This window comes from Pectobacterium colocasium (genome assembly GCF_020181655.1).
Taxonomy (GTDB): domain Bacteria; phylum Pseudomonadota; class Gammaproteobacteria; order Enterobacterales; family Enterobacteriaceae; genus Pectobacterium; species Pectobacterium colocasium.
In genome coordinates this window covers 1,811,794-1,834,336 of record NZ_CP084032.1, presented here as the reverse complement: position 1 = coordinate 1,834,336, position 22,543 = coordinate 1,811,794, and the positions used below count along the sequence as shown (strand labels likewise).

At 35.9% G+C, this 22,543-nt stretch carries 26 protein-coding genes; 19 read left to right on the top strand and 7 right to left on the bottom strand.

Annotated features, from left to right (window positions below; all coding sequences use genetic code 11):
- Positions 1 to 749: 749 nt before the first annotated feature.
- The 11 genes from speD (at position 750) to LCF41_RS08195 (ending at position 11,265) form a co-directional block, all read left to right on the top strand.
- Positions 750 to 1,139, top strand: a complete 390-nt coding sequence (gene speD, locus LCF41_RS08245) for an adenosylmethionine decarboxylase (protein WP_225087636.1) — start codon at positions 750 to 752, stop codon at positions 1,137 to 1,139.
- A complete protein-coding gene (locus tag LCF41_RS08240) occupies positions 1,129 to 1,986 on the top strand; it encodes a spermidine synthase (protein WP_225087635.1) in 858 nt (285 codons plus the stop codon). The genes speD and LCF41_RS08240 overlap by 11 nt, the downstream gene beginning before the upstream one ends.
- A 16-nt stretch (positions 1,987 to 2,002) precedes the next feature.
- A complete protein-coding gene (locus LCF41_RS08235; RefSeq protein ID WP_225087634.1) occupies positions 2,003 to 3,103 on the top strand; it encodes an amidinotransferase in 1,101 nt (366 codons plus the stop codon).
- Positions 3,096 to 4,478, top strand: a complete 1,383-nt coding sequence (locus LCF41_RS08230) for a phenylacetate--CoA ligase family protein (protein ID WP_225087633.1) — start codon at positions 3,096 to 3,098, stop codon at positions 4,476 to 4,478. The genes LCF41_RS08235 and LCF41_RS08230 overlap by 8 nt, the downstream gene beginning before the upstream one ends.
- Before the next feature lie 8 nt (positions 4,479 to 4,486).
- Entirely contained in the window at positions 4,487 to 5,725 is a 1,239-nt protein-coding gene (locus tag LCF41_RS08225) for an ATP-grasp domain-containing protein (RefSeq protein WP_225087632.1), read from the top strand.
- Positions 5,706 to 6,725 carry an ATP-binding cassette domain-containing protein gene (locus LCF41_RS08220; protein WP_225087631.1) on the top strand — a complete coding sequence of 340 codons (1,020 nt, stop codon included), beginning with the start codon at positions 5,706 to 5,708 and terminating at the stop codon, positions 6,723 to 6,725. Before LCF41_RS08225 ends, LCF41_RS08220 begins: the two co-directional genes overlap by 20 nt.
- Positions 6,700 to 7,533: an ABC-2 family transporter protein gene (locus LCF41_RS08215; RefSeq protein ID WP_225087630.1), complete on the top strand. Its 834-nt coding sequence runs from the start codon at positions 6,700 to 6,702 to the stop codon at positions 7,531 to 7,533. Before LCF41_RS08220 ends, LCF41_RS08215 begins: the two co-directional genes overlap by 26 nt.
- Position 7,534: 1 nt before the next feature.
- Positions 7,535 to 8,305, top strand: coding sequence for an ABC-2 family transporter protein (locus tag LCF41_RS08210; RefSeq protein WP_225087629.1), 771 nt, complete (start codon positions 7,535 to 7,537; stop codon positions 8,303 to 8,305).
- A 6-nt stretch (positions 8,306 to 8,311) separates the two neighbouring features.
- Positions 8,312 to 9,205: a fatty acid desaturase family protein gene (locus LCF41_RS08205; protein ID WP_225087628.1), complete on the top strand. Its 894-nt coding sequence runs from the start codon at positions 8,312 to 8,314 to the stop codon at positions 9,203 to 9,205.
- Positions 9,195 to 10,481: a PIN domain-containing protein gene (locus LCF41_RS08200; RefSeq protein ID WP_225087627.1), complete on the top strand. Its 1,287-nt coding sequence runs from the start codon at positions 9,195 to 9,197 to the stop codon at positions 10,479 to 10,481. The genes LCF41_RS08205 and LCF41_RS08200 overlap by 11 nt, the downstream gene beginning before the upstream one ends.
- A gap of 232 nt (positions 10,482 to 10,713) precedes the next feature.
- A complete protein-coding gene (locus tag LCF41_RS08195) occupies positions 10,714 to 11,265 on the top strand; it encodes an N-acetyltransferase (protein WP_225087626.1) in 552 nt (183 codons plus the stop codon).
- Positions 11,266 to 11,573: 308 nt separating this feature from the next.
- On the opposite strand, the gene LCF41_RS08190 is transcribed toward LCF41_RS08195, so the two are convergent.
- Together LCF41_RS08190 and LCF41_RS08185 are read right to left on the bottom strand one after the other, a co-directional pair.
- Positions 11,574 to 12,026, bottom strand: coding sequence for a DUF6998 domain-containing protein (locus LCF41_RS08190; RefSeq protein ID WP_225087625.1), 453 nt, complete (start codon positions 12,024 to 12,026; stop codon positions 11,574 to 11,576).
- Between the two features lie 67 nt (positions 12,027 to 12,093).
- Positions 12,094 to 12,288 carry a hypothetical protein gene (locus LCF41_RS08185; protein WP_039308002.1) on the bottom strand — a complete coding sequence of 65 codons (195 nt, stop codon included), beginning with the start codon at positions 12,286 to 12,288 and terminating at the stop codon, positions 12,094 to 12,096.
- A 241-nt stretch (positions 12,289 to 12,529) separates the two neighbouring features.
- On the opposite strand from LCF41_RS08185, the gene LCF41_RS08180 reads away from it, so the two are divergent.
- Positions 12,530 to 12,703 carry a hypothetical protein gene (locus LCF41_RS08180; RefSeq protein ID WP_225087624.1) on the top strand — a complete coding sequence of 58 codons (174 nt, stop codon included), beginning with the start codon at positions 12,530 to 12,532 and terminating at the stop codon, positions 12,701 to 12,703.
- A gap of 80 nt (positions 12,704 to 12,783) precedes the next feature.
- Here the strand turns inward: LCF41_RS08180 and LCF41_RS08175 are convergent, their stop codons facing one another.
- The gene (locus tag LCF41_RS08175) at positions 12,784 to 13,317 is read right to left on the bottom strand and encodes a hypothetical protein (protein ID WP_225087623.1); all 534 of its coding nucleotides are present in this window, start codon (positions 13,315 to 13,317) and stop codon (positions 12,784 to 12,786) included.
- A 98-nt stretch (positions 13,318 to 13,415) separates the two neighbouring features.
- A complete protein-coding gene (locus LCF41_RS08170) occupies positions 13,416 to 14,717 on the bottom strand; it encodes an ATP-binding protein (protein WP_225087622.1) in 1,302 nt (433 codons plus the stop codon).
- A gap of 541 nt (positions 14,718 to 15,258) precedes the next feature.
- Between LCF41_RS08170 and LCF41_RS08165 the strand changes: the two genes are divergently transcribed.
- Positions 15,259 to 15,798, top strand: coding sequence for a hypothetical protein (locus LCF41_RS08165; protein ID WP_225087621.1), 540 nt, complete (start codon positions 15,259 to 15,261; stop codon positions 15,796 to 15,798).
- 33 nt (positions 15,799 to 15,831) lie between these two features.
- On the opposite strand, the gene LCF41_RS08160 is transcribed toward LCF41_RS08165, so the two are convergent.
- The gene (locus tag LCF41_RS08160; protein WP_225087620.1) at positions 15,832 to 16,062 is read right to left on the bottom strand and encodes a hypothetical protein; all 231 of its coding nucleotides are present in this window, start codon (positions 16,060 to 16,062) and stop codon (positions 15,832 to 15,834) included.
- Positions 16,063 to 16,345: 283 nt separating this feature from the next.
- On the opposite strand from LCF41_RS08160, the gene LCF41_RS08155 reads away from it, so the two are divergent.
- From LCF41_RS08155 to LCF41_RS08130, 6 genes are all read left to right on the top strand, one after another.
- Positions 16,346 to 16,723: a hypothetical protein gene (locus LCF41_RS08155; protein WP_225087619.1), complete on the top strand. Its 378-nt coding sequence runs from the start codon at positions 16,346 to 16,348 to the stop codon at positions 16,721 to 16,723.
- Positions 16,692 to 18,074, top strand: coding sequence for a relaxase/mobilization nuclease domain-containing protein (locus LCF41_RS08150; RefSeq protein ID WP_225087618.1), 1,383 nt, complete (start codon positions 16,692 to 16,694; stop codon positions 18,072 to 18,074). The genes LCF41_RS08155 and LCF41_RS08150 overlap by 32 nt, the downstream gene beginning before the upstream one ends.
- Before the next feature lie 318 nt (positions 18,075 to 18,392).
- The gene (locus tag LCF41_RS08145) at positions 18,393 to 19,196 is read left to right on the top strand and encodes a hypothetical protein (protein WP_225087617.1); all 804 of its coding nucleotides are present in this window, start codon (positions 18,393 to 18,395) and stop codon (positions 19,194 to 19,196) included.
- 36 nt (positions 19,197 to 19,232) lie between these two features.
- Positions 19,233 to 19,607 carry an META domain-containing protein gene (locus tag LCF41_RS08140; RefSeq protein ID WP_225087616.1) on the top strand — a complete coding sequence of 125 codons (375 nt, stop codon included), beginning with the start codon at positions 19,233 to 19,235 and terminating at the stop codon, positions 19,605 to 19,607.
- Between the two features lie 36 nt (positions 19,608 to 19,643).
- On the top strand, positions 19,644 to 19,970 hold the full coding sequence (locus LCF41_RS08135; RefSeq protein ID WP_225087615.1) for a hypothetical protein: 327 nt from the start codon (positions 19,644 to 19,646) through the stop codon (positions 19,968 to 19,970).
- A 426-nt stretch (positions 19,971 to 20,396) separates the two neighbouring features.
- Positions 20,397 to 21,173, top strand: a complete 777-nt coding sequence (locus LCF41_RS08130; protein WP_225087614.1) for a hypothetical protein — start codon at positions 20,397 to 20,399, stop codon at positions 21,171 to 21,173.
- Positions 21,174 to 21,602: 429 nt separating this feature from the next.
- On the opposite strand, the gene LCF41_RS08125 is transcribed toward LCF41_RS08130, so the two are convergent.
- Together LCF41_RS08125 and LCF41_RS08120 are read right to left on the bottom strand one after the other, a co-directional pair.
- Positions 21,603 to 22,013: a hypothetical protein gene (locus tag LCF41_RS08125; protein ID WP_225087613.1), complete on the bottom strand. Its 411-nt coding sequence runs from the start codon at positions 22,011 to 22,013 to the stop codon at positions 21,603 to 21,605.
- 124 nt (positions 22,014 to 22,137) lie between these two features.
- Positions 22,138 to 22,527: a hypothetical protein gene (locus tag LCF41_RS08120; protein ID WP_225087612.1), complete on the bottom strand. Its 390-nt coding sequence runs from the start codon at positions 22,525 to 22,527 to the stop codon at positions 22,138 to 22,140.
- Positions 22,528 to 22,543: the final 16 nt, after the last annotated feature.

Here is a 22,543-nt window from a genome sequence, read left to right as displayed (position 1 = left end):
TGTACAAGGTCATTTTAAAAAGTCAAGGACGACACTACTTCATAAAAATATCAATACCTCTACTAATTTTCTCTCTCATTTTTATATTCACAAGAGAAAATAGTCACCTCCGGTAAGATCTATACCAACAAGATTTCAGGTAATGTGGATTTCTCCATTATTTGTAGTATGGTTTTTTTCAGAAAACTAAAGTCATCCTGATGTTGAACCAGAACCCCCCCTCCTTCTGATTCTGATTTTTATCTTCTGGATCACAATTCTTCATAAAAGTATCTAAAGACACCACAATAAAAGACATTTAAATTCAGACATTCATACCTCTCTCACTCTACCTAAATAGAGATTTTATATTATCCCATGAAATTTATTTACTACAGTGTTTTATGCCAAAAACTATTGATAGTATTTCTATAAACCGAGGGAGATGTTGAAGACAACCGCTTCCCCGGTAGAGATTGAGCCAGACACACTGAAAGAATTAAATTACAATTCCTATATTAACCAATATCGTAAATAAAGAGATGCATTCAGGTGACACCAATTAGTTAGCATGAAAATTATAATTACTATAATTATATTTATTAACATATAACCACTAAAAACAAATTCATTGGAATTTTTTCCATGAGCATTTTTTCTTCAAAAAATAGATATATGAAAGTATTTGACTAAATTTTTTTTGCATGATAAAAAAGTAAATAGGATGTGAATGGATTGTTGCCTTTTAATTTCTTCAAGAGGTCATCATAATGGTGTCATCGGGTAAAAAGGATTGCTCCGATTATTCTTTCAGCGGAAAGCATGTTTTTGCAGAATTCTACGGTGTAGATAATGCCCTCCTCAATGATCAATATACTCTTATAAAAGTAATGCGTTCTGCTGTTGAAGCTACGGGCGCAACTATTCTTCAAGAAACATCACATAAATTCGATCCAGAAGGAGTAACCGCATTATTTTTATTATCTGAATCACATGCATCAATTCACACCTACCCAAATTTTTCGGCTGCTTTTATTGATATCTTTACTTGTGGTGACTGCAATCCAAGCTTAGCTATCAAGGAAATAGAAATGGCATTAAATCCAACAAAAATTCAATCAACAAGCGTCATTAGAGGAGAAATAAAAAATGCAAAATAAAATTATTGAGCCAATTGGTAAAGGGGTAAGCCGCATATGGGAATTAGAGAATATAATTTATCAGAAAAAAACACCTTTTCAAGATATGATTATAGCCAAAACAGCTCAGGGGATAAGCCTATTCTGCAATAACGAACGACAAAGTGTCGAAGAGTCACAACTTATATATCATGAAGGTCAGATTATCCCTGCTGCTTTATTTTGTGGTGAAATCAATAATGTGCTAATCATAGGCTCCAGTGAAGGAGTCATCAGTAAGCTTGCTGTTGAATTAGGTGCAAAAAAAGTGACACATGTAGATATTGATGCTGACTGTGTTGATGCTTGCGCAAAATATCTGCCTTATGGTTATACCTTAGAGGAAGTTAATACTGCAAAAGAAAACAAAGGTCCAATCCACATCATCATAGGTGATGGTTATAAATATATTGATGATGCAATAGCCAGAAATGACATGTTTGACATTATAGTACTGGACTTGCCTGACGAACAAGAAGACTGTGCGCAACAAAATCGTCTATATAGTGCTGAATTTAATAATAAGATCAAAAAGCTCCTCACTCCTAAAGGGGTATTTATCTCACAGGCAGGATGTACCACATACTGGAGAAATAGCACGTTAAATAATGCAATAAAGAGATTTCATGATAGTTTTACAAGCACAGTATTCTTTGAAATGGAAGAACAAAATTGGGTTTGGCTGGTCGGAGCAAATTTTGAATGTGAAGATATTGTCGAAAGGATGACTAATAAACTTGAAAACCTTCCTTATAAACCAAAATTTATCGACAGGCAATCAATTATAAAATCGACTATAATTCCTACTTCATTACGTAATAACATTTAATTCTAGAGAAGAAAAAATGGATTTTCAAAAAGAAGAACCGTGGTTTTCCACTCAAAAAACTTGTCCTGTTGAAGTTTATACAGAATGGGATCCTCTTGAAGAAATAATTGTTGGCGATATTGATGATATTCGTGTTCCTGAATGGGATCCAGGGCTTGATGCTGTAATACCAAAGAAATCAAAAAGCTTCTTTAAAAATAATGCCGGTGGTCGTTTTCCAAAAGAGTTAATCACGCTCGCTAAAAAAGAAGTAAACCAGTTAGCTGATATTCTGCAAAGTGAAGGTATTCGCGTTCGTAGGCCTGAAGAGGTAAATCATCATAAGACTATTATCACACCACATTTCAGCACAGGTGGAGGATTTTATTCGGCGATGCCTCGCGATTGTCTTTTCGCTATTGGGAAAAAAATCATTGAAGTTCCTATGGCTTGGCGCAGCCGTTACTTTGAAACATTTGCATTCAGGGAAATACTGAATGACTATTTTTCCCAGGGGGCGGAATGGTTGGCGGCACCAAAACCCATGCTAAAAGACAGTTTATGGAAAATTGGACATGACTGTGAACAAGAAGAAAGATTTGATTCAATTATTAATGAATCAGAGCCGGTTTTTGATGCAGCAGACTTTATGAAAATGGGAAAAGACATTATTGGGCAACGTAGTCATGTCACCAACCAAAAAGGAGTTGAGTGGCTGCGTAGAGCTCTGGGCGATGAATATCGAATTCATATTTATGAATTCGATGACGCATCTCCTATGCATATTGATACAACCATACTTCCCTTGGCTCCAGGAAGAGTATTAGTAAATAAGGCATGGGTTTCTAAAATACCTGATATTTTCAAAGACTGGGAAATTCTTACACCACCACCGTCAATGCTTGATGATGCTCATCCACTGTTTATGACGTCGAAATGGATACATACTAATGTATTGATGTTGGATGATAAAACCGTTGTTGTTGAAAAAGATGAAGAATTGTTGAAAAAAGCATTCAATAAATGGGGATTTAAAACGATTTTATGTCCTTTTAAGCATTTCCAAACCTTTGGTGGGTCATTTCACTGTGCAACCCTTGATGTTAAACGTAGCGGGAGTTTGAAATCCTATGTCTAATCTTTATGACGTAAGGAAACATCACTGCAATATTGACGCTATCATTTACCACTCGAATGTAGAACCTCTAGGGGTTGAGACTATTGAACGGCAAAAGGGTATGCGTGAACTGCTTGATAAAAAGTACACTGATTTTAGATCAAGGCTCACACTTGATCGTGAAGAACTTGATGTATGGAAGTTAAACAGACTCAGTAATTTAGTGGACTGGGCATTTTCCACCTCACCTTTCTATCGGGAAAAATACCGGAATTGTGGTTATGAAAAAGGGGCAATTCGCTCGTTTAACGATTTCGCCAAATTGCCTACTATTAATAAAGATGATGTTATAAATAATTTTCCTGTGGGTTTACCATCTAATGAATATGATCCAGCTACATGCCGTTGGATGAGTAGTTCCGGTTCTTCTGGTAAACAGGTTCAGATCATCCTTCCTCAATCTCGCGCCAATCTTGATATTTTACATAAGTATAGGATGTTTGAGTTTATGTCTGGCCGCCCCGTAGATCCTGATCGTTGGCTATACAACATTCACTATTGCGTGTGGTGGCATACTTCAATTCTAGGAGACTATAGGGTATTCACCCTGAGCCAAGACTGTCCTGGGTTCTTTGCTCTAGAGCACATTAAAAAACTCAAACCGCAGATTATATCATCTATTGGTAGCTATCTGGAGCAGTTAGCTGCCCTTGGTGAACGTTTAGATGTACATGGTGTAGAACTGGTATCAACCAACTCAGAGACCACAACCCAAGAAGAACGTAATCGTTACGAGAGTATTTTTCACGTTCCAGTAAGAGATGAGTATTCTTCTGAAGAACTTGACATTATGGCTATGCAATGTCGAGACAAACATTACCATGTAGTTGAAGACGATGTGCATATAGAAGTCATCAATTGTGACAGTCATGGAGTGGGTGAAATTGTCGGTACTGATCTCTGGAATGAAGCGATGCCGATGATTCGTTACGAACAGGGGGATCTATGTGAAATGGAGGTCAGTGGTGGGGTTTGTACGTGTGGAAGTCACTTCCATCAGTTAAAAAAACTTCACGGCAGGGCTGATCAAGCACTCACGACTCTGCATGGAACAACAATTCCACCAGGAAGCATTCTAGATGCAGTAGAACGTTTCTTTTGTCAGGATGATGCTAATATTGCAGAATTTCGTGTTGTGCAACTCGCCCCTGATAGAATTGAAGTGCTCTATGTTCCCCGAATCCCTACAGTCACTCAGAATGGTAATATATTTAAAGCATTTCAATCTCATATTAGTAAGATTTTTTCTCATGATGTCAGTGTCCTTCCTGTATTGTTGGATAAGATACCGGCAGAAAAAAGTTACAAACGAAGAACTGTTATTAATAAATGCTGAATACCAATATGGAAAAAATACTAGTTGTTTCATGTGAATTGGATATTCCCCAAAAACTCTCTGAGCTAAAAAATTTTTTCGGAATTCCTTCTGAAAATTTCATTTTTCTTATTGAGGATTTTACGGCAACTGGAAGTGTTATAGAGGACGACCGACATTTTGTTGTTCGCAATTTTGCTTTTCATGCTGATATAGCGGTGACAGTAGAACGAATTTGTCTTTATCATCAGATAACTAAAGTAATATCTAATGACGAGTTTTCAGTTTTTATCGCGGCATATGTTCGCCAAAAACTAAAACTTGAAGGGATGACGTGCTATATTGCTCAAAAATTCCGCGATAAGAAAATGATGAAAAAAATAGCATCTCTTCATGGTATTCCGACCCCAAAAGAATACAATAGAGACGATATTTTACGCGGCGAGGCAAACTTCCCTCTGATAATAAAGCCTAGATCTTTGGCTGGTTCTGTTGGAATAAAGTTGCTCTATAGTATTTCTGATCTCCCTTTATTAAAAGAACATTCTGGTGATGATTATCGGGATATGGATGATGCGCAGCACATGTTTGAGGCTTACAATTCCAGTGATATTTTCCATATTGACTGTGTCATCATAGCTGGGCGCATTGAGTTTATATCAGTTGGTGCTTATGACGGCACCCCTTTAAACTACCTCCAAGGTTACGAACTTGGCTGCATATCAGTTCCATATAAGCAAGTTGTTGAGATCTGGCACCCCTTTACAGAAAGATTGAAAATAGCATTTAATCTTCCTGATGGAGTTTTTCATATAGAGGCTTTTTATCGCACAAATGAAGAGCCTGAACTATTGGAAATAGCATACAGGCCAGGTGGCGCAGGTGTAGTCGACGCTATCATGCATACTTATGGTATAGATCTGCGGTTAATACATTTAGGCGCACAATTAGGCCTGATTCATGACCTTACTATTTTTGCAAAAAATAGCACTTATGCCTATTTAGTCTATCCAAAAGATCACCATTCAGATCATGAAAAAAGAGTGATAAGTGTCGAGACCCCCAATCTAAAAGAGTTGCCGACATTGAAAATTAATATTTTGCCAAAAATTGGAGATGTTGCATCTGGGGAATTTTACTGCCATAAAGATTGCTTAGGTATGTTTATATTTTCTGGCGACCGGAGCAATGTTATAAAAGACTATATGAATATAAAGTCAGGATATAATTTAGTTCTAGGAGAGACGAATGACATCACCTTTGATTGAGTTCAATAATGTGTCAAAAAGCTATTGTAATAAGCTAAATGAAGGTAATTTCAAAGAAAGGATAATAGGTTTATTTCGTCCAACCTATACATATAGTAAGGTTCTCAATGATATAAGTTTCAACCTGCATACAGGTAAGTCACTAGCGATACTTGGCCCTAATGGCGCAGGGAAATCGACTCTGATTAAGATTCTTTCCGGTATCCAGTATGCTGACAAGGGCTGCGTTAAAGTGCTGGGTATAGATCCTTATAAAAAGAGAAAAAATCTGTTTAAAGAATTAGGTGTTGTATTTGGACATAAGAATTGCCTATGGTGGGATTTGCCGTTGCGTTACAGCCTGGAGATGGTTCAGCCATTATATGATCTCGATAAAATAACATTTAATCACGATATAAAAGAGATTGCTACTTTATTAAATATCACTCATCTCATGGATAAGCCGGTACGATTATTAAGCTTAGGCGAACGGGTAAAAAGTGAGCTTGCTTTTAATTTATCCTTTAGACCGAAAATTCTTTTTTTGGATGAACCGACGATCGGACTAGATATTACATCGAAACATGAGATAAGAGAATTACTTAAACGTTTAAAACAAGAAAACGGTATTGGGTATGTAATAACCAGCCATGACATGGGGGATATTGATGGTTATGTTGATGATATAATTCTTTTACATAAAGGAGAAAAAAAATACCATGGAGATATCAACTCTCTTAAAAATATGATCTCATCCTTGGTCAGAATTACTCTTTTTCATGAAAATTCAATGGAACAATCGGTTGCCCTACAACGAGTCAATGAAATTGCGATAAAAGAATCAATTAAACTGGAAAGCAAACAGTTGAACAATGAAGATTTATCACTAGAAATTTCATTACATCGAGATAACTATCCACGTTTTATACAAACGCTGACGACAGAACTAAACTGCGTTTTCTCAGTTTCCACACCTTCCCTTGAGGAGATGCTCCGTGTTAAGTTTAAAGAATTTAACTAATCGATTACTTGTTATGTATTATTATGCAAAAAATGGTCTACTAACGATTGTGAATGACAGAGCAATGTTTTTTACTGACTTTGTCATGGGAACACTATCGCCATTCATTATTCAACTCATTTTATGGAGAGCAATTTTCTCTGAAGAGAGAGACCATATAAATGGTTTTAGTTTTAATGATATGATTTATTATTATATTTTCGCTTTGATATTTTCACGATTAAATAATGGTTATGATTTAATTCGCTCTCTCTCTGAGAAAATAAGAGAGGGCGAACTAGAAGTCTATCTCACAAAGCCATTAAACTATATAGCTCAGAAACTTTTCACTTTTTTCGGTGAAAGCATTTTATATACCACACCGTTATTACTCGTTTGTTTTTTTAAAAACAGCCCATCATCAGAAAATAACCTCATGTTTTTTAACTTAATAACTTATTTTATGATGATTGTATTCATTGTTGTCATATCACAGTTACTCTGTTTTTTGCTATCTTTCAGTCTATCCTTACTCAGTTTCTGGGTAATTGAATACAATATATTACTGTCTTTCAGTATACTTAGCTCAGCTCTCCTTGGTGGAGTCCTTTTACCACCTACTTTTTGGCCAGACTGGCTTGTCCCATTAATGCAATTTAATCCTTATCGTTTTACAATATCCGCGCCAGCTGAATTTCTCACAAATTATAATGAAACTGTATTTCACCATTTTATACTAGGTAGTTTTTTTTATATTACTGCATTTTTAGTGATAATTTTTATTCTCTGGAATAAAGGGCTTAAAATATATAATGGAGCTGGGGGGTGATATGAAAACCATTTCTTATTATATTACAATGAATATAAGAAGACAGTGTGTCTATGGAAAAAATCTAGCAGGCGAATTTATATTGTCACTATGTTATTATTTGATCCAATTCATATTTATTGATCAAGTATCTTCCTTCTCAAATGGCTTGGGAGATTACAGTAGAGAAGAAATCCATTTGATATTTGTTGTTTTTGTCCTACTTGGAATGTTGTTAAGTATTTTTACGAATTCTATTGAGATTTTTTTTGACAAGGTAGCAGATGGAAAAATTGAAGTATATCTAACAAAACCGATTTCTATATGGCTCATTATGTTATTTGGATGGTGCAAACCATTAAACATAATTAACTTTATTGTTCTCTGCGTGTGTGCTTATTTTTTTGTTGACTTTCCAAATAAATCATATAATGAGATGGATTGGTTCTCGTTTACAATATCCCTATGCTGTATAATTATCATAAATATATGTTTTTTCATGATTTTTAATTTCATGACTTTTATTACAAACAGAAAAATGCCAGTCGAATATTTTCATGAAATGATTTATGAATTATCATTTATTCCTATTTCACTTTATCCTTCAGCGATAGCCAAATGGCTTTTATTTATATTACCCATGGCATTTTCTGCTTCACTTCCTATATCACTACTTCTCGAAAAAAATGAATGGATGATTGAAAATTTATTATTTAGTACTTTGTTTTTTATTATATTAACCTATGTCACATACAGAGGAACAATAACCAAGTTCAACGGATTAGGGGGTTAAATTACTATGGACAATTTTTTGATTGAAAAAATAAAGAATGAGAATAGAAAAAAATCATTACTATCGGCCTCAATTGTCGCATTTAATAATATCCTAATCCCTTGGGTTGTTATTTTATTAACCTGTTGGCTGACCACTATAAATGCCTTTTTTTATGTTCTTTTCCCGTTTGTCTCTTTTTATATAGGAACCCGCTTCAGAGCTATTAACAACATGTCTCATGAATGCATTCATTTCAGCTACTGTCATTCTAGAAGATTCAATGAATTTTTTGGTGAGATATTCGCGGTGGCTGAGTTTTCTAAATTCAAATTAGTAAGAAAAGAGCACCTTTCACACCATAAATATTTAGGTGACATGCAAAGAGATATGGATTTTTATAGTATAAGAAAATATGGACTACATAAAAAAATGACACAAAAACGAGTAATTAAGCACATTAGCCAAGCACTGATGTTGTTGCAAATTAGAGATACATTCTTCTTCGTTTTATACGACAAAGATGCTCCACTCTGGGCAAATACTCTACGTGGCACATATATAACAATACTAATTTTACTTTGTTTTTATTTTCCCCTATGGTTTTTTTTCCTATTTATTCTACCGTATTGCTATTTCTACCAGGTGCAGAAACATCTCACTGACGTACTCGACCACGGCGGATTACTAAATAATGATACACCTGTAGATAAATCGAGAAATTTCATCATTAAAAATCGAATTCTTAGCGCTCTTTTAATGCCAAGATTTGATGGATACCATTTGGTGCATCACCTATTACCTTGGGTTAGTGTTGAGAATCATAAAAAAGCACATATGATTATGATGGAAAATAATGAGTATAAAAGTAAAGAGCATTATGCTTTTCAGCAATTAAAAGGGTGGTTCAATGACAAATAATAATCACTATTTGATCAACAGAATTGAAAATCTTTCATACGCGAATGAATACAGGTTGCAGGCTATAGAGCATGGCATAATAGATCCATCATGGGAATGGTTATTAACATCTATCGAATACAAAAAAAATCAGTTAAAAAACCTTGAAATATCTTTATTTACAATAGAGAAATTGATGGAATCACTATGGGATTCTTATAATCATAATCCTGACTTACTGATGAAAGAATTAGGAATCCCCGAATGGATATATCCTTTTATCGCTCTTGATAATCAAGCAATACCTATGCCTATGCGTTGGGATGCTATATTTATTGGTGAGCAGTGGAAAATTATTGAGATTAATACTGGATTCTGCCTAGGTGGACTAAATAGTTTCCCAATTAACGATATCCGCACAGACTTTTATGCCCATAGTAGCAATGGTATTAATATTGCTCCATTAGATAACTCATTTCAATTTTTGTCAGATCATATACATGATATCATAGCTGATAATTTGGTTATTATCCCTGTAGTTGAAACATCAGAGGGGTATGAAAAGTATAGTTTTTATTTAGATAGTTTTGCCATGAACATGAATAAAAATAGTTCATACATATATATACCAGGAACTATTGAGGATTTTCATATAACCGAAAATAATATTCTATTTAAAGGTCATGAAGTGACTTATTTTATTCCAATGTTCACTCTAAATGAGTTATCTGAAAGTAAATCAAGATACAGTCTTTTTCTAGAAGCGTTGTATGAAAAAAGAATTATTTCTCTGCTTGGGTTTAGGGAAATGATCTTTTCAAATAAAGCATTTATACCATGGATCATCAAACATGCTATTGCCACACTCCCCAATGAACAGGCTAAAGAGATAGAAAATATTTTCCCAATGGGAGATATTCTAACAAAAACGAATATAGAATCATTTTATGCTCTTAATTTTATTCTAAAACCTGCTGATGGTTATGGTGGAACAGATATTATCTGTAGTTGGCTATGTGATAGTGATGAATGGATAAAGGCGCTGCACGATGCTCTCTCAAGTAATTCTTTATGGGTAGTGCAAGAAAGAATTATTGGTAATTCATCTTATATGCAGTCCATCAATGCACAGGGAATCATAAAAGAAGGTAACTCATCAATTGTGCATGGTTTTATTACTCTACGTGGAAAAATGATCGGGAATTTAACAAGAGCGGCAATTGGGATTAATGAACCTGGTGTCATAAATGGCCATCAAGGCGCAGCATGTGGTTTATCAGGTCTTTCCTCATTTTAAGGTTATGGAGAATTCGTGATGATTATAAGTGTCTGTAAATGTGATAAATGCGGAAAGATGCAGAAAATCAATACAGATGGGGATAACTCATCAGGTATATTCACATTCCAACATAAAGAGGGAAATATAGATTACAGTCTAGATATCTGTAAAAATTGTTTTCTTTTAGCTTTCCACTCTTATTCTCAACCTCAACGCCCTACTTTAACAAATATAGAAAACCATGATTATCATGGCCTTAAATTCAAAAGAAAGAGATAAAATCATGATTATATATAATAAAATAGTTCCTGATGATTTTGATGTCCCCTTGATTGTTAAAGGTAATGGTTTTATTCTCCGCCCCCTAACTCCGGAATATTCCGACCTAGATTATGATGCAGTGATGAAAAGTAAATCAATATTGAGTGATATTTTTTCCGATAGCTGGCCGGAAGACATCAATAGTGCTGAGGACAACTTGAATTATATAGAAGAGGATTATGAAGATTTTAAGAATAGAATTGGTTTTTCCTATATAATATTAGATCCTGATGAACTTACATGCTTCGGATGTGTGTATATTTTCCCTTCAGTATTTGAAGGCAGTGATGTTGCTATTTATTACTGGTTTAATATAACAATTGTCGATACACAACTCTCTTTGAGTGTCGAAAAATTTATTCGGGAATGGATTGATAGCTACTGGAAAATAAAAGACCCTGCATATCCAGGTAGAGATATACCGTGGTCAAAATGGCTCAGTAGGCCTAGGAAAAAATTTCCATTACGTAAAATTCAATAGTGGTAACCTTCGTTTAAAACAGCCAGTGATATATTTCTACTGGCTTAGATTATTAAGATAAAATGAAATGGCTATAATAAGAATTAGTATACATTTAGCAATGCAATAAAAATCTTATAATTTAATCATGTTAATTACCACCTACTGGAAATGTAGAAAACTCTGAGTATTGATAACATGGCTATTCATAAGAAAATTTTATTTAATCCAAACCTATTATAAATCACAATTATAGTGCATAGCACTATAATTTAATTAACTTTAAATAACTCAGTGGTATCTTCTTCCCCCATAATAATTCATACCTACTAAAAATATCCTGACCAAACCTTCCGGCCAATCTGCTTAAATTTACTGACAGATAACGAGCCTCGTTCATTACGAGATTTAGAACCAGGTGCGAGTAATGCGTATGTGACTTCAGGGCGGTAGGCTTCCCACATCTCTTTGACAGTGAATACATCATCCATCAATACCAAAATCACAGAATCCCACTCATGCTCTAACCTGATAGCTCCCACCCTTTGCCCCGGTTTTGAACTATCAGCAAGAGAACGGCCTTTGATTTGGATTTTACGAGCCTCAGAGCCAATAGCGTCATAGCCAGCACTACGTGCTTCCATTAGCTTCAAACCTAATAGCTTAGCGGCATAAAACTCTGCTACTTCACCAGTTATTCCGAGCGGCTTACCTGTAAGTTTTTTGTATTTCGCTGCCAAGTCTATTGCTGCAACCAAGAGCTCTTCGACTTCATCGTTCACTTACATTTCCTGTGAGATAGGTTTTGCTAGTTTTTGGGCAAGACCAGGAAAGGGAGAGAAGGCCCATTCATCCCTTCGGCTCAATCCCCTGCTTTCTCAATTCCTGACGAGCAAGCTCTTTGAACCAGTTTCCGAGACTGACACCTTCTTTTGCAACTACCTCATCAAGCTGCTCTCGGAGTTCAGGCGAGATGCGTATCTGGAAAGTCGGTGATTTACCTGTTGATGAAGATTTTTTCGTATCGCGTTTTATCGTTGACATGTACGTACCTTTTTAACTATGATGAATTTTATAGGTACGTACACTATCACAAAGGCACATTACACTCATCACCAGTTTCGCCCCTGAAAGGTATGCGACTACCAGGCAGGGGCTAACCACACCGTTAGAGGAACTAACGCCATGGCTATTAGCAAGTCTAGCAATTCCCTTATTGATAAGCACCTTAAACACGTTAAGCGTTATTATAATCGCTTCCGGAAAGATACTATGGGGGTGGGCTATGTTCGATAACACACCTTTAGAGCAGGAAGAAATCATCGATCAGTGCAGAGCGTTGCTCTACGCTGTTATCGAAACCAAGAATCCTCAAGCCAAAGAGATTTTGACGTTCATCCTCTGGGAAAGACTCGACTGGTTATATCAGGACTTTCATTCTCAAGGAACTGTTCAATAATAATACGAGATTAATGCACATACTTTTTCAGTCGGATTTGGAATAAGATATTTTAATATTTTCAAATCCGAGCTTTAACTTTATATATTTAATTTTCCTATGACAGCATTCGCAGATTCTCTCCCATAACTAATCAAATCAGTTGGACCGGTATAATTTACATTTGAAGGTAAACTCTTTCTAAAATATTCATGAGCAACAGATGCGGACACTATGGCAGTATCAAATTCAGGAGTACTACCTTTAGAAAAATGCTCTGAATTAAAATGTGCTATTACATTGTTTCTAAAAGCAGTCATTTCTTTCCAATATAATTTAAATTGACTTTCAGTCATTCTAATTTCAGAAAATAACAAACTACGAAAACCAGTATGGTCATCTGTAATATTTTTCCAATGTGTTTCTTCAATATCAGAACCAAAAACCCTACACCAGTTTATTGCAGCATCACCGATCAAGGCATTACAGACACTTCGGAACGGAAATAAATCACCTGAATTATAGTCTAAGAAATCAAGCCTTTCATATAAAGAGAAAAAAATATGAATTGACCTAGAGAAAGTAGTCAAACACATCATGGAATTTTTAATACCCCTTATTTTTTCTCGATCCATAACCCCTCTTGTAGAAACATAAATTTGGCCATAATAATTAATTCATCGTATCTTTTTTAAGAAAAATTAAATTTATTAACATGATAAATTATATAAATTCAAAATCCATCCATAGGACATATTATCTCAGATTTTATTTCTTCTAAGTCTGCATTTTTTAAGAAGAAGTAGAGCGTGGAGTCAACTATCTTAAGTTGTCTTGAGTTCGAGTCATATGCAATCACAGGTGGATTAATACCTTTATTAGCTTGTAATTCAGCTAACCCTTTAAGGACAAATATAAGTTGTGACCCTTTTAATTCATCCCTTCTATGATGTATTTGTTTTATACTATGAAGTAAATTTTCCTTACTTATCCCCCCATTTACACCATGAAAACCCAACTTCAATATATGCATGACAATATAGTAATGAAGAAAATAAGGTAAAGGTGCGTCTTTAGCAATCGATGAACCATTACCTGATGCGATAGATTCTAAATTTCGATAGTGCCTCCCTGAATACTCTTCAGTTTTTAACACAATAGCCCGTTTAAATGCTTTTATATCATCAATAAAGAAATTTTCTGTTTTTTTATTATTAACTCCATTTTCGATACATGTGTTTTTTAACAACTCTTGAAAAACACCAACACTAGAAAAAGCATTTTCAATACACTCATTTAAAATCACAGAAGAGAATGTAATATTTAAGATACTTTCTCCTTTTCTACAAATTAATCTGAAATCATCCTCAGACCAAGGTTCTACAGGAATTTCAGAAACTCTATCAAGTAGCTCTCCATTAAATTGAGCAAGTCTATTCGCCTCTTTCCAAACCCCTAATATTATAAATCTTATTCTCAGATCCTGAAATGTTCGGAGATCGAATGCAAATGAACGCTGTAGTTCTTCTGGTAAGTAATGGAAATTTTCTAATATAACAATCTTTTTATTTCCAACACGATGTATCAGATCCGCCACATCATCAGGTAATTGCAAATTAAATTCAATTTCATCATATTGCTCACTTATGTTTTTGCTTTTTTCTTTATCGTATCCTAAATTTACTTCTCCTTTAAGCACCATAGCAACAGCCCCTTTAATCGTTGCTTTAGTGCTGACTTTTGATTTATCTCCAGTCCCCTCAGAATAAGAAGTTCTAAGGATTACACCAGACTTCCTCAAAATAGACTGATAAATATCCTTTAATTCAGTTTTAGGGGAAAGGCTGATAAGTATATTATCATCATAGTTTATATATTTTTTTACAAGTGCTGTTTTACCTTGCTTAGATGCACCATATACTATTATTTGCTTGTCGGTTCTTAATGCATCTATAAATCTACTATCCACATTCTCTCTTTCCAAGTAACTAGCAACCTGCTTTCCACTAACTCCAAAGACATCTTCAATTTTCAATTAAAACATCCTTTTTAATCAGATCAAAAAAACAAAAAACTACATTTTTATTATTGTTTTATATACTAATGATTGAAATTTATCTAGTGCTAACCACTAGCATTTCAAATAATTAATAAAAATAGAAAGCTAATTATTTACTTTAGTGAACATGATCACCCCCCCTTGTTTTCCCAATTTTTTGTAGCATGTTTTCGTTGCTTGGCCCATTAAGTAAAAAACCAAATTAGATAACAGAATAACTATTTCAAAGCTAACTATCTTGATGAGAGGTTATTTCTATGGATATGTGTCCTGCTTGTCAGAACTCTCTGCATGAATCCGTAATTGCAGAGGTTGGTAATGAATACTATAAAAGTTGTCCTTCTTGTTCATGTAAGAATGGTTCGCATGTTTTTTATCGTCATCAGGACTTTGGTATGAGAAACATGGGAGATGGTCGTTATATAGTTCAATCTTGGTGCCCAGGATGCAGATTGCAGCAAGGTGCATATCCTGAAGTTTCTTTTATTTGTTAATATTAATTAATCGAGAGATAATAATGTCAGAAAAAATTGAAAACAAAACAATTAAAGACAAGAAAATAAAAATATTATTAACTGGAGAAATTGACTTAAAAGATATAATTGGAGAAACAAGCCTCACAGAAAAAGAAAACCAAGAGATGGAGTGTAAAAAATACACGAAAATTTCTATATTCCATGAATTCGGCCTTCCACTCACATTAATATTTTTTTTATTTTTAGCAAGTCTTTTCTTTGAAAGAAAACCTTATGACGTTATAGTTTTAATTCCAATTTATTATGCATGGTTTTTTTATCGAGTAATTAACAAAAAATCTCCATCCAACATAAATTACTTGAGAAAAATGGCAGATATGGTTACTATATTCTCAGCGTTAGTAACAGCTGTTTTAGTGGTGTTTAATGTATTTGAAATTTCTTTCAATTCACTTATGAAAAATGAATTAATACGCATATCTTCATTTTTCATATTAGAAATATTTGTCGCTTTCGCCTCAATAAAATTATTTTTTTCTTTTAAAGATTTTTATGATGAAAGAAAAAAAATAGTAAAATAACAATCAGATTACTATGTCCTATCTGAGTGTATCTCATTTTTTATAATTTTTAATGAGTAATGAAATTGAATAGGGAATATATATCGGGCCTAAAATACAAAAAAGGGTTATAGCACCAAACCATATTATCTGTAATCCATTGGGACTATCACCAACTTGAGCCAAAATATTAAAATTAAAATAAAAGAAACCTAATATTATATAGACAAAAAGAATAAAAAAACCGACCAAAAAACCCACAGCCCATCTTATATCATTATTCATAAATTACCTCATTTAGCTTAATTGACCCCACATATGTACGTATCACGAGAAGAAATTAAAAGCAAATATTTTCACGAAACAAACATAATATAATTAAACAAGGGCTAACTCTCCGAAGCGCTACGCTGGCTTCTCCGAGTTCTCCCTTGTTTTTTTCGCCCTTCGGTTGAAAAAAATTAAAAGCAAAATCAACACCATGCATTGACATTGTTAGCTTCTGCCATATAAGTAAGTCTAAGCATAAGGAATATGCTTTGATTTAATTATATGAAAAGGAGTTCATATGATCGAAAATAATACTTTTAATAATATCCTTCGCAGCCATTGCGTCAGTGTCAGATTAAATAATGAAGAGTTGTCGCTTCTGAATGAAAGGCGTGGCAGTCATCGCAAAGGTGAATGGCTGCGGATGGCGTTTCTGCATAACCTCCCCTCGGTTATTCCATCGATTAATCTCGAAGCATGGAAAACCCTTGGTGAGATTTCGCAGAAGTTAAACAGGCTTGTCGTTCATCTGGACAACAAAGGTAATGACAGCCCACTCTCACAAACGGAACTCTTTGCAGTGAGGCGTCAGATCTCAGAGCTTCGCCAGCACTTACTTACTGATAATATGTGGAGTGCTTCCCATGAAGGGAATGCAAAAAATCCGCAGGGGTAAGGGTTTCGCTGGTGTTGTTCTCTACGCATTAAAGCCAGGCTCTCACCATAGAAAAGATCCGATAGTAATTGGTGGGAACATGCTGGGGGATATAGCCGGAGATCTGATCGCTGAATTCAATACCACAAAAACGCTTCGCCCGGATGTGGCTAAACCCGTATGGCATAATTCGCTTCGATTACCGAAGAACGAAGCGCTGACAGATGCTCAATGGTCAGAGATTGCTGATGATTACATGTCACGAATGGGCTTCTCTGAAACGCACCTGAGATGCTATGTGTTGCATGACGACACTGAAGGCCAACACATCCACATTATTGCCAGTCGTATCAATCTCACCAATGGAAGCCTTTACTTGGGTAAAAACGAAAATCTCATCAGCACACGTATCATTCAGCAGCTTGAACGCGACTATTCACTAAGAACCAAAGGGCCAGAATTGGTAGCATCACCATCCCCAGCTTCGCCCTTCCCTCCTTCGCTATCCAGAAAATCCCCGCCCCAGAAACCGATGGGCGCAAAACCAAAGCCTAAAAAGCTGTCGCGTAACGAAGCGATGATGGAGAAGTATAAAGAAGAGCTATCGCCCAAATCGGTAATCCAGGAAGCCCTGGAAGAATTGCTTGCCGGTAAACCATCAATGACTGAGTTTGTGACACAGCTTGTGGCACGAAACATCAGGGCAGTCCCGAATATCGCTTCTACCGGAAAGATGAATGGGTTTTCATTCGAATACCACGGGATTGCTTTCAAAGCTTCGCAGTTAGGTAAGTGTTATTCCTGGTCTGCCTTACAAAACAGGCTCGATTACCAGCCGGAACGCGACAATGCTTTCCTGTTTGAACTGAAAATGCCCTCAGTCAGTAAGGCATCGGTTAGCGAAGCTCTTGATATGACCAATGCTATAGATACCCCTGAAATCATCAAAGAAGACGTTAACAGCCCCGCCGAAACGCTTACCCCCAACAAAGACGGCGGTCAGGACGAATACGCTATCAATTATCCTACAACGCTTCACAATGAAGCTGTTGCAAGTAACAAAGAAGTGTATGCAACCGAAGCGGCAAAAGAAGCTGGTGCAGATGCTAAAGAAGCACATTCAACCGAAGCGGCAAAAGAAGCTCACCACAGAAAGACCCTCTCTATGATTCAGACCAGCTTCAGATGGTTAGAAACCATTCCCTACCTCAACATCATCATTGGCATGTTGAAAAAACTCAAAATCCCGACACTCAAACGCCCAGACAAACACAACACCATCACTGGCGTGAAGATGATAGAAATTACGGCAACACCAAAAACCACCATCCAAACTCCGCAAAAATCACACCCATCATCATTCCAAATGTAGGGCTGAGAAGCCGTCCAGCAAGCCTTTCTTCATACAAAAAACACAAGATTAACGATCGTTAATACCGATCTATATTTAATTTATGATAGCTTTTATCTATCACAAGTAAACCATCGATCGTTATAAGCGATTTGCTTTGTTTGATCACAACTGTTCAAAATGTAGCTGTTCCTTTTCCCATAATAGACTGATTTAACTGGTCTATTTACTTATTCAACTAACGATATAGGTTCAGCAATGACAAATTTCGTCTCATACATAGTTCCTGACCTCTTCATACATCGAATATGACTTTCACTCAGCTATTAAGGAATTTGTATGAGCCTTTTATTCATGAGACGTTTCTGGATCGGCGTATTGCTTCCTGTGTTTATCGACTGGCTTTTTATGGCAGGTGCAATTCAGCTTTGGTGGCTCTGGCTACCTATCAGTGCTCCCCTGCTCATCTGGGCTTTTTTTGCCTACAACAAAAATAGGAAAGAAGACGCAGATTCCAGAATCTGGATCCGCCAACAGTGGGAAGAGAAAATCACTACTGAAAAATTTGAATTTTGCGGTCGTGCATATACGTTTCAGGAAACGCTCTCAGGCACGGTCATCAGCTACAACCCGAATAATGACACTATCTGGGTAAAAACAGATGCTGGGGATGAGACACAAATTTCCGCGCATGGGCTACCGTTCCGTGAATCGCATCGTATTAAAAAATACGAATTCAATGGCTATCATGACCATCATTCCTATGCATCATTTCATGATGCACTGATCGTTAATGAAACCACCAAAGAACGGCATGTAAACGTGCCGGAAAAATGTTTTATTGTCTTCGGATTAACGACATTGACTCTGCTTTTGTTTATTCGACCTATAGTAAGATTTACTGCTAGTGCCTATAATTCTGCTATGCCCGTCCCAAGCTTTTTCCCTGTTACCTTTATCGTAACTAATATTATCTCTGCCGTTTCATTTATTATTTTCCTTTTTGATTTTAAAAATGATGATCTATGGGATATCTATTTGTTATCAACACTGGTCTGTCATGTCCTCATCAGATGGTTAAACATCAGGTCTAGCAAATTTAATATCAAGTTCAATCGTCTGGTTATTTCATTTACACGTTAAGACCTAATAATAGTAAATCCTTAAAGGTTTAAATTAATGAAAAAATTTATCATCGTAACATTGGTATCACTCACTCTCTCTGGATGTTATTCCTTCGGTAATCAGACTCTGAAAAATGTAACGCAGGAAGACGTAAAAGCTAAAATTGTAAAAGGAAAAACCACCAAGTCAGAAGTATTAACCGCCTTTGGTGAGCCGGATAAACGTATCACCTCAGATGATGAGGAGAAATGGTCTTATTCTATGCATAACTATCGCAGTAAACCAACATCATATATTCCGATTGTCGGAATACTGACTGGTGGAACGGATATTGAAGAAAAATCAATTCTCATTACATTTAAAGGTGAAAAAGTCAGTTCGTATGAATTCACTGCCAATGCTAGTGAAATGAAACGTGGTGCCTTTTAAATCCTTTTAAGTTCAGCAATAATCAGAACGAGAGCAATGATGAATAAAAAACTATCCTTAGGTTTATTACTGGTGCTGTCCTTTTTTCTCACCGGCTGTGACAGCGAACCGTCAGATGCTGACGTATCTAAGGCAATGCAGTCTTTTACTGAAGAGATGAACAAAGGAGCACCGTCCGAATCAGCAAGAGTCGTTTTCAATTCAGCCAAGAAAATTGCATGCAAAGAGAAAGACAGTGACGGCGGTTACAAATGCACACTCGAATACAATGCCAAGATCCCGTTTTTGGGTGAAAGAACATCAACCATGGAGCTCAAGTTCTTTAAATTTGAAGGCAAGTGGAAAGTCTCGCCGTCGAAATAACCTATAAGTCATAAGCAGCATCAGGGAAAGCATCAGCCCGTAGTTTCACCGCTACGGGCTTTTCATCACATCCTACCACCACTCTTCCTGACACAGCGATGGCACCCTAATCTGACAATCCGCTCAGTGCCAGGAGCGGACAGAAAGTAAGATCATAAGGTCCACTTTGAGCGAACAGCGGCCTTTAGATGGCCCCCAGAAAAGGCACTTCTTTTGTATGTATTTCAATCAATACCTACAAATCCCAGTGTAGGTTTTTAGTATAGTGGACGCTGAAATCAAAATATTAATACTTATTGACATAACCACGATCCGGTGAGAGGCTATATTAAGGCTCAATTACACAGATTTTAATACTATTTAGTAATGTGAATTTAGGTTGATTTACTTTGTTATGTATTAGGTGAATTTAATTATGAGGTTGATATGAGTAATTCTGAAAAATTTTGGGACATTGGACCTCATTCCCCGTTGCCTGTGGAAAAAACATTTCATTCGTTTGTCCGAAAGTATGGGGGGTGTGTTGTTTCTGAAATATTACCTGGAAACCCATCATTTGAAAATGCTGATTATTCATTCAAAAATAATAATATAATCGGGGAGTTAAAGGAAATCGAGACTGAATTCCTTAACCAAGAAAGTGCAAAAATAAAATTTTCCGAAATGATGGGGAGATTATTAAATGAACGCCCAAATTGGAAACCTTCTCTTATGGGAGGGAAGGATGATTATCCAGATTGGTTTAAGATTGAATTTATAAGGCTGGCTCGGCCGGGGATTACCAGGATTTTAAAGAAAGCAAACAATCAAATTAAAGAAACAAAAAAACATTTTCATGTCCCTAATGCAAAAGGGGTATTGTTTTTTGTCAATGATGGTTTTACTGGTATTTCACCTTTTTTAGTTCAAGCCTTAGCTTGTGATGCATTAACTCATTCCTATTCCTCAATAGATTGTTTTTTATACATGACCATCAATCGCTATGTAGAACTCGATGGTTCAAATGAACCTCAATTAATTTGGGCACCAAGCTACAGTGATCGAACTGATGATTCATTTGTTGATTTTATAGATAATCTGGGACGTAATTGGTTTGATTTCTTGGAGGCAAAAATAGGAGGTTTTACGTCGAGACACGAAGAAAGTGACAGAAGTATCCTATTAAACTCTAAAGCAATAATCATTCCACCTCACCAAAACTGAAAATAGCCTCATTTCAATGATTGATTGGTAGCAGGTTGGATGAAAGGTCTCCAGGTCTGCTAGGTAACTTTTATTTACAGTCCCTTAACGTACTGAGATACGAAAAAACTAAATCAGGATCTGTACTGACAAATCGTATGGAGAATTGAACGTTATACGGCGGGAAGAACTTCAAATCAAAAATCGAAAATCGAAAATCGAAAGGTAAGTGTAGGGCCGCTTTGACCTAATAACGGTAATAGTATTCATTAAAGATATTGCAATGTTTTTATTGAGTTACTAAGGCTAAAATTTAGTATTAAACACTTTTAGTTAGGATATTATTCTAAATTTCCCCCAAAGTCCGCTCTTGGCACAGAGCTGCCCGTCAGATTACGCTTAGCTCTGCGCAGCAACTGTGCCAGATCGGGTCTTAGCTAACACATGTCATCACAATCGACAACCACTCTTCCTGACGCTCGTTGAGGCTCTTATCAGCTTGTTGGCGTCATACTTCTTTTTCTCATGCACATAGATTCTTTCTGTTCTTCCACCGTTGTTGATGATGAAGCTGATGATAGAAAGAAAGACTTTATTCAGACGGGGTTTATCAATCAAATCATCACTGATTTTTTCGATATGAGAATAGTAAGAGAGAAGTAAAAAGCTCAGCACCACTTCTCGGTTTGAAAACGTCAGATTTTCTATGTCCTGCTGGTATTTAATATAAAATCCGGCACAAAAAAGATAAGACTGCTCGGTGATTTCCGCTTCTGAAAAGCCCGATTCATCGAGCTTATCAACAAACCTGTCCAGCAACAGCAGATACCTTTCCATTAAACTCATATTTATTTTTTTCATAACTATGCATCCTTGCATTTAAATTATTATTAATTGTCGTCCTGACAACATACCAATATCACCATTAAATTAAAAATCAAGCAATTCGTAAAAATATATTTACGCCACCTGTTTTCGTTTACAGTCACTTTTTTTCAGGTAACGGTTCATTAAGTTGGTGCGATTTCATCCCATATTTATTGGCGTTATACTGCCACAGGGAAAACTGCTCTTTATAACGGTTGTTTTGCTGCTCAAGCATTGCCATCTTGTTTTCAATATGTCGTATTCTCTGCGCCGCAATTTTCAGGCTGGCGGGTTTCTTTGGTTCAACGCGGCTTGTCTGTATCATTTTCTTTTTCATTAAATAGGCAGCCACGATATCTTCATGCATACTCAATGACTGACGACTGGGTTTCTTTCCGATAAATTTTTCAACTTCGATACAAAGCGCTTCCCATGTTAATTTTCCTTGCCAGCCCTGAAGCGTTTTTTTAATGACTGTGATATCTGATGATGTTAAATGTTTTGCCATACGGCCTCCTGATGAT